This window comes from Dyella flagellata (assembly GCF_030160275.1).
GTDB lineage: Bacteria > Pseudomonadota > Gammaproteobacteria > Xanthomonadales > Rhodanobacteraceae > Dyella_B > Dyella_B flagellata.
On the sequence record NZ_BSOA01000013.1, the window covers coordinates 1 to 16,822 of the forward strand.

The window sequence follows — 16,822 nt, forward strand, 5'->3', positions numbered from 1 at the left end:
CGCGCCGTCGGTGCCTGCGCGAACGGATCGCGCACGAACCGCTCCGCCGTCAGCTGCGGGCGATTCCAGTACCCCCGCGCCACGCCCGCGCCACCGATATACAGCTCGCCGGTCACGCCTACCGGTACCGGTTCGCGCTGCGCGTCCAGGACATACATGCGCTGGTTGGCCAGGGGCGTGCCATAGGGCACGGTGGTGCGGGCGGGATCCAGCTTGGCGAGCGCAAAGGAGATCGACCAGATGGATGCCTCGGTCGCACCGCCCAGGCTATGGATGGCTGCGTTCGGGCACAGCAACCTCAGCTGTTCTATCAAGCGTACTGGTACCCAGTCACCGCTCAGCATGATGAGGCGGATGGAATCGAGCGATGCGACGCCTTGCTGGCGGGCGGACTCCACGAGAAGTTGCATCAGCGCCGGCACCGAGTTCCAGATGGTGATGCGCTGCTCTCTCACGATGCGCAGCCACACGGCTGCATCAGGCAACTTTTCCGGCGGCGGCACGACTACCGTGCCACCTTGCATCAGGACGCCGAAAACATCGAACACGGACAGGTCGAAAGCCGCGGATGACAGCGCCAGCACGCGGTCAGATCGATCCACTGCAAACCTTTGAGCGATGTCCTGCAAGGTATTCAAGGCAGCCTGGTGCTCGATCGCCACCCCCTTGGGCACGCCGGTGGAGCCGGAGGTATAGATGAGGTAGGCCAGGTGGTGGGAGGCCAGGCCGACCGCCACCGGGGATGGATCGTGCTCGCCATGCTGCCCCCAGGGCGGCGCAGCCTGCCCCAGGTCCAGCTGCGCCACGCCTTCGATCGCGTCCGCCAGGCCGTCGCGGCTCAACACCAGCACCGGGGCGGCGTCGGCCACCATCGCCTGCAACCGCTCGGCCGGATACGCCGGGTCCAGCGGCACATACGCACCGCCCGCCTTGAGCACCGCCAACAGCGCCACCACCAACTCGATGCCGCGCGGCAGGCATAGCCCCACCCGCGCATCCGGGCCCACGCCCTGCTCGCGCAGGTAATGCGCCAGCCGGTTGGCCCGTGCGTTCAAACCGGCGTAATCCAGCTGCGTCGCCCCGCACACCACCGCGATGGCTGCCGGCGTGGCCCGCACCTGCGCTTCGAACGGTGCATGCATGAAAGCGACCTGCGCAAACTCCTGTCGCGTGTCGTTCCACGTGTGGACCAGCAAGTGCCGCTCAGCTTCGCCGATGAACGGCAGGCGGTCGACGATGGCGGCATCGTCCGTGACCATGGCGGCAAGCAGATTGCGCAGATAGCCGAGATAACGCTCGATGGTCGCAGGCTCAAACAGGGAAGTGGCGTATTCAACGCCGCCGGTAATGAGATTGCCCTGTTCTTTCATCGACAAGGCCATGTCGAAACGCGCCGTGACGCGCGGCGCGGAAGAGCGCAACCGGCGCGGACGCAAGCCGGCAAGCGGCAACTCGTTGCCTTTGGGGATGTTCTGCCAGGCGAACATAACCTGGAACAGCGGACTGGCCCCCAGATTGCGAACGGGCTGCACCAGCTCCACCACCTGCTCGAAAGGGATGTCCTGGTTCTGTTGCGCGTTCAAAGCCTGAGTGCGCGTGTGTTCGAGCAGCTCGCTCACGGACGGCGAACCGGACAGGTTCAGGCGTAGCGCCAGATTGTTGGCGAAGAAACCGATCAGGCCTTCGGTTTCCATGCGCACGCGGTTTGCCACCGGCACTCCAATCACGATGTCGTGCTGTCCGGAGAGCCGGGCAAACAACGCGCTCAACCCCGCCAGTACGGTCATGAACAAGGTGGCGCCATGCCGGCGACTCAAGGCCTTCAATTGCGCGGACAGTGCTTCGTCCAATACCAACTGCGCCACCGCCCCGCGATATTGTTGCAACGCCGGACGCGGGTGATCGGCGGGCAACTCCAGCAATGCAGGACTGCCGATCAATGTCGTTTTCCAGTATTCGGCCTGTCGCCGCAGTACGTCACCGTCCATCCATTTGCGCTGCCAGACGGCGAAATCGGCAAGCTGGATGGGCAAGGCCGGCAACGGGTCAGGACGGCCGTGGCGAAACGCGGTGTACAGCGCGGTGAACTCCTTGCGCAACACACCCACCGACCAACCGTCGGAGACGATATGGTGCATGGTGATGCGCAGAATATGGTTATGTTCCTGCAGCTTGATCAGGCGACCGCGGACCAGCGGGCCTCTGGCTAAATCGAACGGCGTGAGCGCTTCTTCGGCCGTCAGCGCCAAGACCTTTTCCTTCCAGTGCGTATCCCCTTGCAGATCGTGTTCGAGCAGATGGAAGCGGCTGCCTTCCGCCGGGGCGATGCGTTGCGTCGGCTCGCCATCGACCTCGACGAAGGTGGTACGCAAGGATTCATGCCGGGCCACGATCCGATCGAGCGCACGCCGCAGCGCGACGGCATCCAGCTCACCGTCCAGGCGCATGCCCATCGCCACGTGATAGGCCTCGCTGCCGCTGGCCATCTGGGCGAGGAACCATAGGCGTTGCTGCGCAAACGACAAGGGAATGCGCTGTCCGCGTTCCGATCGGGTGATGGGGGGAAGCATCGCGCGCGAACTGCCTTCCAGCACGCGCGCCAGGTCGACCAGCACCGGATAGACGAACACATCCTCCAGCCGGGCATTGATCCCGTGTTGCTGCTGCAATTGCGCAACCAGTTCGACGATCTGCAGCGAACGCCCACCAAGCGCAAAGAAGTCGTCGTTCCGGCTGATGTGTTCGACTTGCAGCAGCCGCGACCAGATCGTCGCAATGGCGGTTTCGGTGGGAGTTTGCGGCGATTCGTAGCCGGCGTTGGTCTCCTTGGCGCCCGCTGTGGCCAGCGCCGCTTCGGTAACATGACGATGGGCGCCGCGCAGAGCATACGCATGCTCTTCCCACATCGGCACGCTCAGCTGCCCCAGCGGCAGTTCGGGATGGCTCAACATGGCCCCGATCAGCTCGTGCAGACACGCCACGAGGTGCCCGATGGTGTGCTGCTCGAACAGCGCACTGGCGTATGCGACATCACCGACGATACGAGCACCCTCGGCACGAAGCCTGAGGATCAGGTCGAACGGAACGCTACGTTGCAGGGACCCGCTGCAGCGCTCGACGCGCAAGCCGGCAAGTGCCGGCGGCTCGTCGGACGAGTCCTGCCATTCGAACATCACCTGGAACAAGGGTGCATGCGCCAGGCTGCGCGCAGGCTGCAGCAAATCGAGCACCTGTTCGAACGGAATGTCCTGGCGCAGCATGGCCTCCGTCCAATGCTTGGCCAGGCGCCGAACCAGACTGCTGCCGGAGGGATTGCCGCTGAGGTCGATGCGTAACGCGAGCGGATTGGCAAAACAGCCGATCATTGCTGCCGTTTCCGGCCGGCGGTTTGCCACGGACGTGCCGATCACCAGGTCTTCCTGTCCGGACAGGCGCGACAACAGCGCCCCCCACGCGGCCAACAGCACCATTTGCGGCGCAATGCCCCCTCGCTGCGCAAAATGTCTGAGCCGGTCCGTCAGCGCCGGTTCGAACTCCAGCTCGACCAGGCCGCCGGCGAAGCGCTGGCGCGCCGGCCGTGGATGGTCCGAAGGCAGTCGCAGCAAGGCCGGCGCACCCGCCAAGGCAGCCTGCCAATATTCGCCCTGCTGGCGCAGCGCCGCCTCTCCCATCCATTGCCGTTGCCAAGCGGCATAGTCGGCGTACTGCAAGCCGAGTTCGGGCAGGGGATCTTCCCTGTTTGCGCGGAACGCGCCGTACAGGCTGCCCAGCTCCTGCTGGAACACGCTTAGCGACCGCACATCGGCAACCAAGCGATGCAGCGTGACCAGCAATACGTGTTCTTCTTCGTCCACTTGCAACAGGCGTCCGCGGATCAGCGTTTCGCGTTCGAGATCGAAACCATTCTGCAGCTCGCGCTTCATCAACCGACTCAGTTCCGCCGGCGTGGAATCCTTGCCACACCAGTCCTCCTCGGCCAGGCGGAAGGCGCAATACTCCGGGTCTGCAATGCGCTGTACCGGACGCCCATCTACCTGGGTGAAGCAGGTGCGCAGGCTTTCGTGGCGGTAGACGATACGATCCAAGGCGCGCCGCAGTGCTGTCTTGTCCAGCAAGCCATGCAGCCTCAGCGCCAGGAACAAGTGATAGGTATCGCCGAATCCCCGCAACTGGGCCAGAAACCACAGCCGCTCCTGGGCCTGCGACAGCAGCAATTCCTCGTCCGCGATAATTTCCTCGCCGGTATCCAGACCAAACTCGGTGGACGATGATCCTGGGGAAGTTGCCATGTCCTTCATGCCTGTCAGTTGGGGAGGTTTTTGCTGCATCAGGACTCGGAGCCGTTTCGCGCATCTTGCGATGCAACGACATTGCCTGTTTCCACGTCGTACCAGCTCACCCCGTTGTCGCGGGAAGCGATGTTGCGTCCCGTGCTTGAGACTGCCATCAGCATCGGCGACGACAGCGATACCTGGGCACGCTTGCGCCTGGCGAGTTTCACCGTTTGCAGCGAAGGCTCCTGCACTTCCTCCAGGCTTTTCGCCAGTTCGGCGAGCACCGGACGCAGGAATACATCGTCGATCTTTATTTTCATGCCCTGGGTCTGTTGCAGGCGCATCACGGCTCTTACCACCAACAGCGAATCGCCGCCCAGCGCAAAAAAATCATCGGTACGTCCGACTCGCTCCACCTGCAATATGTCCGCCCAGACTTTGGCAAGGGCCGTCTCGATAGCACCCTGCGGCGGTTCATAGTGAGCGTTGATCAAGGCATCCGCCTCGGGCACTGGCAAGGCACGCCGATCGAGCTTGCCATTGGGCATGCGCGGCAAGCTTTCGAGCCGCAGGTAGATCGCCGGCACCATGTGCGGAGGCAGTACCGTGGCCAGGTGTTCCTGCAATTGCTTGGCGCCGACGTCGTCCGCGAACTCGCTTAGCAGACTGTAGTACGCCACCAGGCGCTTGAGGCCAGGCTGGTCTTCACGCACAAGCACGACGGCCTCGCGCACGGCGGCATGCTCATACAGGCGCACTTCGATTTCGCCAAGCTCGATGCGAAAGCCGCGCAACTTGACCTGGGCATCGCCGCGTCCGCGAAATTCGATGCGGCCATCGTCCAGTCGACGCGCCAGGTCGCCCGTGCGATAGAGCCGCGTCCCAGGTTCAAAGGGGTTGCAGGCGAATTTCAGTGCGGTAAAGGACGGCTGATTCATATAACCGCGCGCGAGCTGCCGGCCGCCGATGCACAACTCGCCAACCACCCCCGTGGGTACCGGTTCACCATGTGCATCCAGGATGTACAGCTGAGTATTGTCGACCGGCATGCCGAGCGGCACGAAGCCGGTGTCCTGTTCCGGCCGACAATCCCACAGCGTGACATCGATGGTTGCTTCGGTAGGCCCATAGGAGTTGTACAGGGTGGCGCGCGGCAGGATTCGCTTGAACTGGCGCAGCAGCGCCGGGCTCACCGTTTCGCCGCCGGCGATCACGTGGCGCAATAGCGGCAGCGGCGTGTCTTCCTCGATCTGCTCCAGCAGCAATTGCAGCGCCGAGGGCACGAACTCGACAAGTGCTACGCCATGCTCGCGCATCAGCTCCAGGAGATAGTTCGGATCCCTGTCGCCGTGCGGACGCGCGATGACCATGCGCGCCCCGCTCAGCAATGGCAGCAGAATTTCGCCAACCGAAGTATCGAAGCTGAAGGCGGCCTTGTGCAGCGTGGCACTGCGCGCGTCCAGGCGATAATTGGCGACCAGCCAGCGCATATGGCCCGACAGTGCATGATGATCCGTCATCACGCCCTTGGGGCGACCGGTGGAGCCAGAGGTGTAGATCACGTACGCCAAGTGCGACGGCTGCAATCCGGTCTCGCGTCGATCCAGGTTGCTCCGCGAGTGGCGGTTCCAGGCGACGGCTCCGGTCATTTGTATGACCGGAATCGGAGTATCGGTGCCGACGAAAAATCCCTCGAAATCGCTATGCGAAAGCAGGACGGCCGGCGCGGCGTCTTCGAGCATGTGGCGAAGCCGCTCCACCGGGTAACTCGGATCGAGCGGAACGTAGGCGCCGCCCGCCTTCAATACGGCCAGCACGGCGATGATTGTTTCGCAACTGCGCTCCAGGCAGATCGCCACCCGCGTATCGGGGCGCACGCCGTGTTCACGCAAGGCTCGCGCAAGCTGGTTGGCCTGCGCGTTCAACTCACCATAGCTCAGCACATATTCGCCAAACTCACCGGATACCAGGGCCACTGCGTCCGGCGTACGACGCGCTTGAGCTTCAAACCATTCGTGTACGCAAAGCTCATCAGGATAGATGACGTCGGTGGCGTTCCAGCCGTACAGCAATTGCTGTCGCTCGTTCGCCCCAACCAATGGCAGGCGATCGATGCGTTGGCGGTCATCGGCGAGCATTGCGGCAAGCAAGCCGAGGAAATAGTCCCGGTAACGCTCGATGGTATCGCGCTCGAACAACGCGGATGCATATTCGATGCCGCCAGCAATCCGGCCCCCCGTTTCTTGCAGGAACAGCGTCAAATCCAGTTTCGACGCAACCCCAGCCTGGTCAAGCGCCAACGGCTCCAAGGCCAGGCCTTGCAAGCTGTGCGCCGCATCCGTCCGCGGGCCATCTTGCCAGGCAAACATCACCTGAAAAACCGGGCTGTAATTGAGCGGCCGCCGGGGCCGCAACTGATTGACCACCTCGTCGGGGAGATAGCGGTGCTGCTGTGCGCCGATTACTTGCGCCCGGACCCGGTGAAGCAAATCGGCAACCGTAGGTGCGCCGCCCAAATCCAAGTGCAGCGCAACCGTGTCCACGAAGAAGCCGACTACTTGCTCCACTTCAGGATGGCTGCGATCGGCCATGGGCACGCCGACCACCACGTCCGGTTGACGGGCCAGGCGCGACAGCAAGGCGCCCCAGGCTGCCAGCAGGACCATATAGAGCGTCGCATGATGGCGCAGGCCCAGGGCGCGCAGACCTGCGGTCAGCTGCCCGTCGATCTCCAGCGGCACGAATCCACCCGCGTAGTCCTGAAGGGTCGGCCGCGGGTGATCAGTGGGCAGGTCCAGCAGCTCGGGGATACCGGCCAGCGCAGCCTTCCAGTAGTCGGCATGCTGCCGCAAGCAGTCATCCAGATGCCTTTGCTGCCACAGCGCATAATCGGCGTATTGCACCGGCAGTGGCGCGAGTTGCGGCTCATCGCCCGACAGCGCGGCACGATATGCCTCAGTAACGTCGTTGAACATGATGCCTTGCGACCAGCCGTCGGCAATCAAGTGGTGCATGGTGACCAGCAGCGCATGGCGCTCATCGGCCAGCTGGATCAGGCGGCCGCGGACCAGCACCCCCTGCTGCAGATCGAACGGCGTCTGCGCTTCCACTGTGACCAGCTGAAGCAACGCCCCGTGCGGATCGGCATGTTCGCGCAAATCGTGTTCCAACCACGGGAAATGGCTAGCTGCCGCTGGCGCGATGTGCTGTTCGGGCAAATCGTTGGTAAAGCCAAAGCCGGTACGTAGGGATTCATGGCGGTGCAGCAAGTGATCAAACGCATCGCGTAGCGCACGGCGATCCAGCTTGCCGACCAACTGCATGCCTTTGGCGATATGAAACGCCTCACTCACGCCCTCCATCTGCACCAGCAGCCACAGGCGATGCTGGGCGAACGACAGGGGCAAGCGGCCACTGCGTTGCTGTGGCCGCAAGGGTTCGCGAAGCGGCTCCGACGCATCCGCGAGCACGCCGGCCAGCTCAGCGAGCACCGGGCGATCAAAAACCTGTCCGATTTTCAATTCAAGTTTGAGCCGCTGCTGTGCACGAGAAACCATGCGCATCGCTAACAACGAATGCCCGCCCAGGGCAAAAAAATCGTCATGCCGCCCGACGCGCTCCACGCCCAGGGTTTCCTCCCAGGCAGCCGCCAATTCGGTTTCAATCCAGCCCTGCGGTGGCACGTAGCCCGACTGAGTAGAGATCGCTTCGTCCGGCGCCGGCAGGGCGCGGCTATCCAGCTTGCCGTTGGGCGTACGCGGCATGGCATCGAGCCGCACATAAGCGGCGGGCACCATGTACTCCGGCAGCGACGCCATCAGATGGCGCCGCAACTGTTCGGCCGTTATGAGGTCTTCGGGGGATTCGGTAATGAAGTAGGCAACCAGCCGCTGCTCGCTGGACGCTTGGGCACGCACCATGACCACGGCTTCCCGCACCCGCTCATGCTGCAGCAGGCGCATCTGGATCTCCTCCAGCTCGATGCGGTAGCCGCGGAGTTTCACTTGCGCATCGTTGCGACCCACGAATGCGATGTCGCCATTGTTCAACCAACGCACCAGATCGCCGGTGCGATACAGGTGCTGACCGGGACCGTCTCCGAACGGATTGGGCACAAACCGTTCCGCACTCAGGCGCGCACGACCCAAATAGCCATGGGCCAGGCCGGCGCCGCCGATATACAGCTCGCCGATGACGCCGACCGGCGCCGGCATGCCCTGCGCGTCCAACACATACAGTTGGGTGTTCGCGAGCGGGCGACCGATCGACGGCGCTTCGGACACCGGCCCGAGGGCCTTGAGCGTAGACCAGATGGTCGTTTCGGTAGGACCGTAGACGTTCCACACGCACGAGGCGCGCGCGGTCAAGGCTTGCGCCAGCGCTTGATCCAATGCCTCGCCACCGCACACGATCTTCAGTTGTGGCGTGCCGGGCCAGTTCGCCTCAAGCAGTAGCCTCCAGGTGGCAGGTGTGGCCTGCATCAGCGTGATGCCGCGATCCAGTTCGGCGCGCAGACGCACGCCGTCCAGGCTGGCTTCGCGACTCAGCACCACCACCGTTGCGCCGCAGATCAGAGGCAGGAAGATTTCCAGCGCGGCAATATCGAAGCCGAAGGTGGTGACTGCCAGCAGCAAGTCACCGGGTTCGACAACGAGATTCGTCCGCATCGACTGCAGCAGGTTCACCACTGCGCCGTGCTTCACCATCACGCCCTTCGGCTGCCCGGTAGAACCCGATGTATACAGGATGTAAGCCGGCAAGCCACCGACTGCACCGGCCGCTTGCATCGGATGGTTGGCTGGCGAGGTGTCCGCCCATAGTGGCTGCTCCGACAGCTTGTCCATCGCCAGCCAAAGATGGCGACTCACTCCGGCGGCAAGGCGCTGTAGCAAATGCTGCTGCGCCAACACGACCTTGGGTGCTGCGTCTTCGAGCATGAAATCCAGCCGGTCGCGTGGATAGGCCGGATCGAGCGGTACATAGGCCGCCCCCGTCTTGAGCACGGCCAGCAAGGCCACGACCATTCCCGCGTCACGCTCAACGCATATCGCCACCCGGTCGCCATGTCCTACGCCAAGCCCGCGCAAATAATGCGCCAGACGATTGGCATGGGCATTGAGCGTCGCGTAGCTCAATGCTGCATCCTCGAATACCACAGCGATGGCATCGGGCGTCGCGGCCGCTTGTCTCTCAACCAGCGCATGCACACTCGTCTCGTGCTGCACGCAGGCGGGTCCGGCTCCAAACTCCTGCAACAGACGCTGCTGCTCTTTCGCGCCCAGCAGCGGCAGGCGATCGATGCGCTGCTGGTCATTGGCGACCATCGCTTCCAGCACCACGTGCAGGCAATCGGCAATGCGCGCCGCCGTTTCCGGCAGGAACAAGGCCGTGGCGTATTCCATACCGCCGGAGATGCATTCGTCGTGTTCGTACAGGGACAGGGTCAGATCGAACTTGGATGCTCGATACGAATCCGGCGCGCGGACCTCCTCAACCAGCAGTCCAGGCAAGCTCAGCTCGTCCTTGGGGATGCTCTGCCACTCGAACATCGCCTGGAAGATCGGGCTGTGCGCGGTGCTGCGTGGAGGCCGCACCAACTCGACCACCTGCTCGAAGGGCAGGTCCTGGTATTGCAGCGCCGACAGTACCTGCGTGCGTGCCTGCGCAAGGCATTCTGCGACGGACTGTACGCCGGACAGGTCCAATCGCAGGGCCAGTGTGTTGACGAACAAGCCAATCATCGCCTGCAGTTCGCTGCGGCCGCGATTGGCCACCGGGGTCCCGACCACGACGTCTACTTGCCCCGACAGCCGTCCAAGCAGAATCGCCCATGCGGTCAGCATGGTCATGTATAGCGTCGCACCGTGGCGCCGACTCAGTTCCTTCAGCTGTTTGGTCAGCCTTGCATCGAACTTGAGCTGCACCAGCGCTCCGTCGAACGATTGACGCGCTGGGCGTGGAAAGTCCGTCGGCAACTCCAGCAAGACCGGCGCCCCATCCAAGCATTGCCGCCAGTAATCCTCGTGCCGGCGCAGTTTGCGGCCCTCGATGGAACGCCGCTGCCAGAGTGCATAGCCCGCGTACTGCAGCGCCAGCGGGGCTAGCGGATCAGCTTGACCCGCGCCAAAAGCCGCGTATAGCGCGCAAAATTCATTGATCAGCACGCCTTTGGACCAGCCATCGGAAATGCTGTGGTGCATGCTGATCAGCAACAGGTGTTCGGCATCGGCGACCCGCGCCAAATGACCGCGGATCAACGGGCCGTGCAGCAGATTGAACGGACGGGCGGGTTCGTCCCTTGCCAATTCACGCAGTCTCGCTTCCAAGTCCGGATCGACGCGCCAGTCCAGCTCAGTCAGTTCAAACCGGCTCTCTTCAGCCGCGGCAACCCGCTGTACCGGCACGCCGTCCACCAACGGAAATGTGGTGCGTAGCGTCTCGTGGCGCGCGATGATGCGATCCAGTGCGCGACGCAGCGCCTGCGCATCCAGGCTGCCTCGCAAGCGTATCGCGCTGGAAAGATTATAGGCCTGGCTGCCGCCCTCGATCTGCGCCAACAGCCACAAGCGTTGCTGCGCAAACGACAGCGGACCGCGGTCCACGCCGGATACCGGCTTCGCCGCTTCGGCCTCCAAAGTCTGCTCCGGCAACGCTTGCGCAGCGTGCTCGCCGACGGTGACCTCGTTCATCGGCTTTGCGCCTCCTCGCAATCCTTCAGTGCCGGTTCGGTTTGTTCGCGACCGATGACGATGTCATCCAACAGTGGCAGCGGACATGGCCCCACCTCAAGTACCTGGTGATGAAACGCGCGCAGATCGAACGCCATGCCGGCCTTCGCCTTGGCCAATTCTCGCAGCCGCAACAACGCAAGTTCGCCGCATTTGTAAGCGGCGCCTGCGGCTGGCTCGATGCAGACCCGCTCGATTTCCTCATCCAGCCAGCTAAGCTCCCCCAGCATGGCCTTGGCTTGCGCTCCGGCTTCGTCGACCGACCACCCGTGATAGTGGATGCCGGTGTCCAGCAACAATCGCACCGAACGCCGCAATGCCGTTTCCAGCCGGCCCAGGTCGCCGTATGAGTCGTTCTCGTAGAAGCCCAGCTCCGCAAGCAGTCCCTCGGCATAGACCGCCCAGCCCTCCGTATAGCCGCGGAACGGCAGCGCACCACGAAATGGCGGCAACACCGGATCACGGTTGTACAGATAGACCGACTGCAGATGGTGTCCGGGAATTGTCTCGTGCGCGGTCAGGGTTGGCAGAACCGCCTCATCACGCATGAGCTTGTCGAGATTGAGATGGAACACGCCAAAACCACCGGTCAGACAAGAAGGTGCTTCGTAATAGCCCTGCCCGGCATGAGCCCGCATCCAGCCCAGCATCGGTGCGGCTTTCACAGGTTTGGCCAGCGGACGCGGCACCACCTGATCCAGGTACCGGCCGGCGCGCTGAATGCAGGACTGCGCAAAGTCCAGCAATGATTCCTGGCTGGACGTCCTGGCACGATGTTGCTGCCAGCCACCCAAATCCACGCTACCAATCCGGCTGCGCATGGCCTCGCATAGGCGCAGTGTCTCGTCATGAGCGAGCGCGTGCAGAACTTCCGGCGGAGTGCTCAGTGTGGTGTGCTTCCTGAGCAGATAGCGGTAGTAGTCCGCGCCGCGTTCACGCGCGCTCAGTGAGCACGCTGCAGGGGCGCGCTCAAGCAATCCACGGCAAGCCTCGATCAGCCGCCGGTAGGCCGGATAGACGCTGTCTGTCATCGCCGCAGCGACCATCTGGGTCAGCGCGCCACGCTGAGCATCGCCGACATCCTTGATGACCGGGAGCTTGGCGCGAAAATTCACCAGCAGCAGATGCTCGTGTGGCGGCACAGCAATGCCGGCCTCCATCGCCTCAATCGCCTTGCGCAGTACCAGCGCGGGGGCGCCATGACCTTGCCGGTCGCGCTCCAGCATTGCGCTTTGCAATTGTTCGAACTTGCCGCTGACGGCATGCAGGCGCGACAAGTAGTTGTAGGCATCCTGGCGCGTATAGAGCGGATGGCCGTGAACCATGAGCAACGGCCATTGCTGTGGGATGCCGCTCAGGAACAGATCGCTGAGCCCACCGCGCGAGTGAACCGGATAGCTGTGCCGGCTGTAAGGCTCACCATCGACCACGCTTTGAAGATACCAGCGCAGGATCTGTTTGGACTGGCTTTCGTCGCGACTGAGCTGCTCCCCGTCGAAGGCTTGCAGATCCTGCAGGCATTGCCTCGCCTTGGCGATGCGCCGGGAAACGAAATGCTCGGTGGCATCCGACAACAGGCCGTCGGCGGTATTCAGGCCGAACGCGGTCAGCAACTCCGGGTCGTCCGCCAGATAAGTCGGCAGAAAATTTTGAAAATAGCCGGCCGGTGAGATCGTCACGCTGATCCTTTGCGGGGAGAGGGAGACGAGGCAGGTGCGGAACTCGCCTGGCTCAGATATTCGGCATCGGTATCGCCCAGCGCAGCAATACGCTGCAGCAGTTGTGCGGCGCGTTCGAAGTCGGATCGGCTGCCGCTCTCGGGCATGGTTTGGTCGGCATGAGGGTCGATCGCGCCACCGACGAACGAATGCAGCAGTAGATGCCGATCATCGAGGCCGAGCACCTGGCGCACCCGCGCAAAATCCAAGGTGCCGATGCTGCAGATGCCCAGTCCCAGCGGTGCCGCCGCATCACGCAACACCTGGGCGATCGAGCCCGCTTCGAACATCGCCAGGTCGTAACCCCATTCCCCATAGTGCGTTTCGACCAGGTCGACCGGACAGACCAGCAGGACGCACAGAGCCGCATGGTCGAAGATGACGCGATTCTGTTCGCCGTACACTTGCCTGTCCCACGCCACCCCGTCGCCCAGCTCGAACAACCGGTGCTGCTCAGGGTGGTAGTAGTAGTGACCGCCGAGCAGCCCATGGATCCTGCCGGGCTTCACGTAGAGATAGGCCTGCACGGGATACAAGCCGCCGGCTGACGCATAGCGATAGCGCGGCCTGCCATGCTCGGCGAACGATGCCAGGGATTGCAGCCATTCGCCGAATAAGCGAAAGGGGATCGGCTGCAAGGCATAGCGGCGGTGCGAACGACGCCTTTCGCGCAGTGCCGCTTCGTTTTCGCTTTCAGGGCCGCGTAGCAATTGCACCGCGGCACCGGTCGGCAGCCGATGCGCGCCGCCGGGAGCGATGGACAGTGCTGGTTCGAGCGATGCCCTTGTCATGGCAAGCGTTTGCCTGGACGGGCGATCGGGCGTTTGTACGCGCGGCTCGTCGACAAAGGCCGTAAGCAACGTGTCGAGCGAGGGGGCCGCGAAATAATCTTCCACCCGCAATCGCGCCGGGGCATACGAACGCGCCAGATTGCCAATGCGGACGATCTCCAGTGAACTGGCCCCCAATTCGATCAGGCTCTTGCGCGTATCCAGCGTGTCGATCTTGAGCACCTGGCGGACATCATCGAGCAGCCGTTCGGCGCGCGCGCTGCGCGCCGGAGATTCGCTTGTGCGGCCCTGCTCGGTCGCCAGCATGCCAAGCAGCGCAACCTGATCGACCTTGCCGTTGCCGGTCAGAGGCAAGGCATCCAGTGGCTGAATCTGCGCCGGCACCATGTAAGCGGGCAAACATGCCGCCAGAAAGGCCTTCAAATCCTCGGCCGCGAGCGCAGCGTCATTGCGGGGCACAACGAAGGCGTGCAATTGGCCGGCTGCATTCTTCAGCACGATCGCACGCTCCGTCGCAGGATGCCGGCTCAGCGCCGATTCGATCTCATCCAACTCGATGCGATAGCCGTTGATCTTGACCTGCCGATCCTCGCGCCCCAGGAATTCAATCAGCCCACCGGGCAAATAACGTCCCCAATCGCCGGTGTCATACAGGCGCACACCGCTGCCTGCGCGGTGCCGAAACCGGCGTTCTGTCTGGGCTGGATCTCGCCAGTAACCCGCCGCAACGCCGGTTCCCTCGATACACAATCGTCCGGCCACCCAGGTCGGGCAGTCCTGATCCTGCGCATCCAGTACATGGAACCGTTGATTGGCGAGCGGGGTGCCGTAGGGAATGCTCACCCATCTGTCGTCCACCTGTTCGATCGGATAGGCGATGGACCAGATGGCAGCTTCGGTCGCGCCACCGAGGCTGATGATCTGCGCATGGCCGCACAAGGCACGGATGCGCTCCGGCAGGCTCACCGGGATCCAATCGCCGCTCAACATCACTAGGCGCAATGTGGATGGCAAGCGCGCACCGGTGTCCTGGGCATATTGCACCACCATTTCCATCAAGGCCGGCACGGAGTTCCACACCGTGACACCCTGCTCATGCATGAGATTCAACAGATAAGCCGGATCACGCGTTTTCCGCCCCGAAGGCAGTACCAGACAAGCACCGACGGCACGAGTGCCGAAAATGTCATACACGGACAAATCGAAATTCAGCGCCGAAATCCCCAACACGCGATCGTCTGCGCCAAGCTTGAAACGCGTGTTGATGTCATGCACGGTATTGACGGCGCTTTGATGCGTGATCATCACTCCCTTTGGCGCGCCGGTGGATCCCGAGGTAAAGATGACGTAAGCGAGGTCATTTGCCGATGGGGTGGAAGGCGGCATGGCATCCACCGACATTCGCGGCGCATCCACCAGGAGGTAAGACCTGCGCTCGGCATCCACCCCCGGATCATGCCCAGCTTGGGTCAGCACTAGCCGCACCGCCGCTTGTTCGAGCAGCTGCTGCCTGTAGTCTGCGGGCAGATCCATCGCCACCGGCAAATAAGCGGCTCCGGCTTTGAGCACCGCGTGCGCGGCGACCACTTGCCGCCAGCCCTTGTCGGCCAAAATGGCCACCAGTTCGTTCGGCCTGACCTGCTCGTGCTGGAGCCGCAGCGCAAGCTGATCCGATAAGGACTCCAGCTCGCCGTGGCTGAGCGTGCGCTCATCGTCGATCACCGCTGGCGCCGCTGGCACGGCACCGCCGCCGAAGTCATTCAGTCTCCCGTCAATGACTGGCGTATCGGTGGCATTGGCGCGCTCGCGTTCCAGGCGTTGTTCGTCTGGCAACCCGACCGGATGCGACGCCTCCAGCAATGCCGGATCGATCGCCAGGTTGCGCAACAGCGTGCCATACGCCGAAAACAGCGTTTGCATGAGCCCTGGCGGAAACAATTCGTCGATGACATCCCAGTTGAAATTGAGGGCTTGCTGCATTTCCGCCGCCTGGTGGTCGAGATACACCTGGGGCGTCTGCGTGATGCCATACAGCACGCCGGCCGACTCGTTCTTTCCTGTCGCTGGGGTGCCCTGCGAATCACGCAGGTTCGAGGCCATGGTGAACACGACGGGCATCTGCACCGCCGCCGTGGTTTTCCGGTGCATCATCAGTTCGCGCAGGATGCGCACCCCGCTCACCTGGCTGTGATTCAGTCCTTCCCACAAATGCTGCTGGATGGTTCGTATCCGTGCCAGGAAAGTGCCAGAGGTGGCGCCGTCATTGCCGATCAGGATGAATGAACTGAAATCACCGACGATGTCATGGATATCCGGATGCAACGGCGGCCGATTCAGGGTAGGAACACTCACCGTCAGTTGCGGCGACTTGCTCCAGCGGCGCAATACCTCCATGAAGCATGAAAGAAGCAAGCCTGCCGTGGTGATCTTGTGCGCCAGGCACAATTGCTTCAATCGCTCCCAGCTGTCCGGATCGAGCCGGTCCTGATAGCGCGTGAAGCGCACCCCGGTGGTGGCCTTGAGCCCCTTTGGCATCGGCAGCTCCGGCGCAGCCGCCAGGCGGGTGATCCGCTCGCGCCAATACTCCAATGCCAGCCGATAGCTTTCCGATTCGCGCTGCGCGCGCTCGGCCAGAACGTATTCGCGGAAGGAAAAGCCCAGCGGCGGCAAGCTGGTTCCCGGATACAGGTACAGCTTGAACCATTCGCGTATCAATATCTGATAGCTGCGGTCGTCGATGAGGATGCCGTCGAAGCTGATATGCAGGCGGGTCCGGCGCTCATCCAGCCGGGTCGCGCGAATTTCCCAATGCGGCCAGGTGTCAAGGGGATACAGCCGGTGCGACATGTCATGGCGGACCGCCAGCAACTGCTGTTCGGCGTCCGCCGGCTTCTGCTCGCGCAGATCCGTCAGCGCGATGTGGTATGCGGGCACATCCTCGACGATGCGCTGGGTGCCCGACTCGGTGACGACCGTGCGCAAGGCGGCGTGCCGCTGCACCAATTGCATCCAGGCATCGTTCAAGCGGCTGAGGTCGAGATCTTCGAGTTCGCTTTCCCGATAGCTGTGCAAGGATGTGCCACCCAGCTCGAAGGCTGCCTGCCGGCCCACCCAGTAGGCTTCTTGCGTATCGGTCAATGGGAAGGGCTGGAAAAGATCCGGATCGTGTACCGGTCCCGCGGGAGCAGGCGTGCTGCCGCTGGCGCTTTTCACCAGCGCAGCAATGCCCTCGCTCAGGCGTTGCTCCAGCAAGCTGCGCTTGCCGGCGGACGTCTTGGGTATTCCGCGCTGTTCCGTCATGCCTGTTCCCT

The 16,822-nt window shown here is 63.0% G+C and carries 4 protein-coding genes; all 4 read right to left on the reverse strand.

Annotation, left to right across the window (positions count from 1 at the left end):
• Positions 1-4,289: amino acid adenylation domain-containing protein (locus QQJ96_RS07470; protein ID WP_284331351.1), on the reverse strand; the 4,289-nt coding region annotated here is incomplete at its 3' end.
• A gap of 38 nt (positions 4,290-4,327) precedes the next feature.
• The gene (locus QQJ96_RS07475) at positions 4,328-10,963 is read right to left on the reverse strand and encodes a non-ribosomal peptide synthetase (RefSeq protein WP_284331352.1); all 6,636 of its coding nucleotides are present in this window, start codon (positions 10,961-10,963) and stop codon (positions 4,328-4,330) included.
• Complete coding sequence (locus QQJ96_RS07480; RefSeq protein ID WP_284331353.1) at positions 10,960-12,681, reverse strand: DUF885 domain-containing protein; 1,722 nt, start codon at positions 12,679-12,681, stop codon at positions 10,960-10,962. The genes QQJ96_RS07475 and QQJ96_RS07480 overlap by 4 nt, the downstream gene beginning before the upstream one ends.
• Positions 12,678-16,811: a non-ribosomal peptide synthetase gene (locus tag QQJ96_RS07485; protein WP_284331354.1), complete on the reverse strand. Its 4,134-nt coding sequence runs from the start codon at positions 16,809-16,811 to the stop codon at positions 12,678-12,680. The genes QQJ96_RS07480 and QQJ96_RS07485 overlap by 4 nt, the downstream gene beginning before the upstream one ends.
• Positions 16,812-16,822 lie beyond the last annotated feature (11 nt).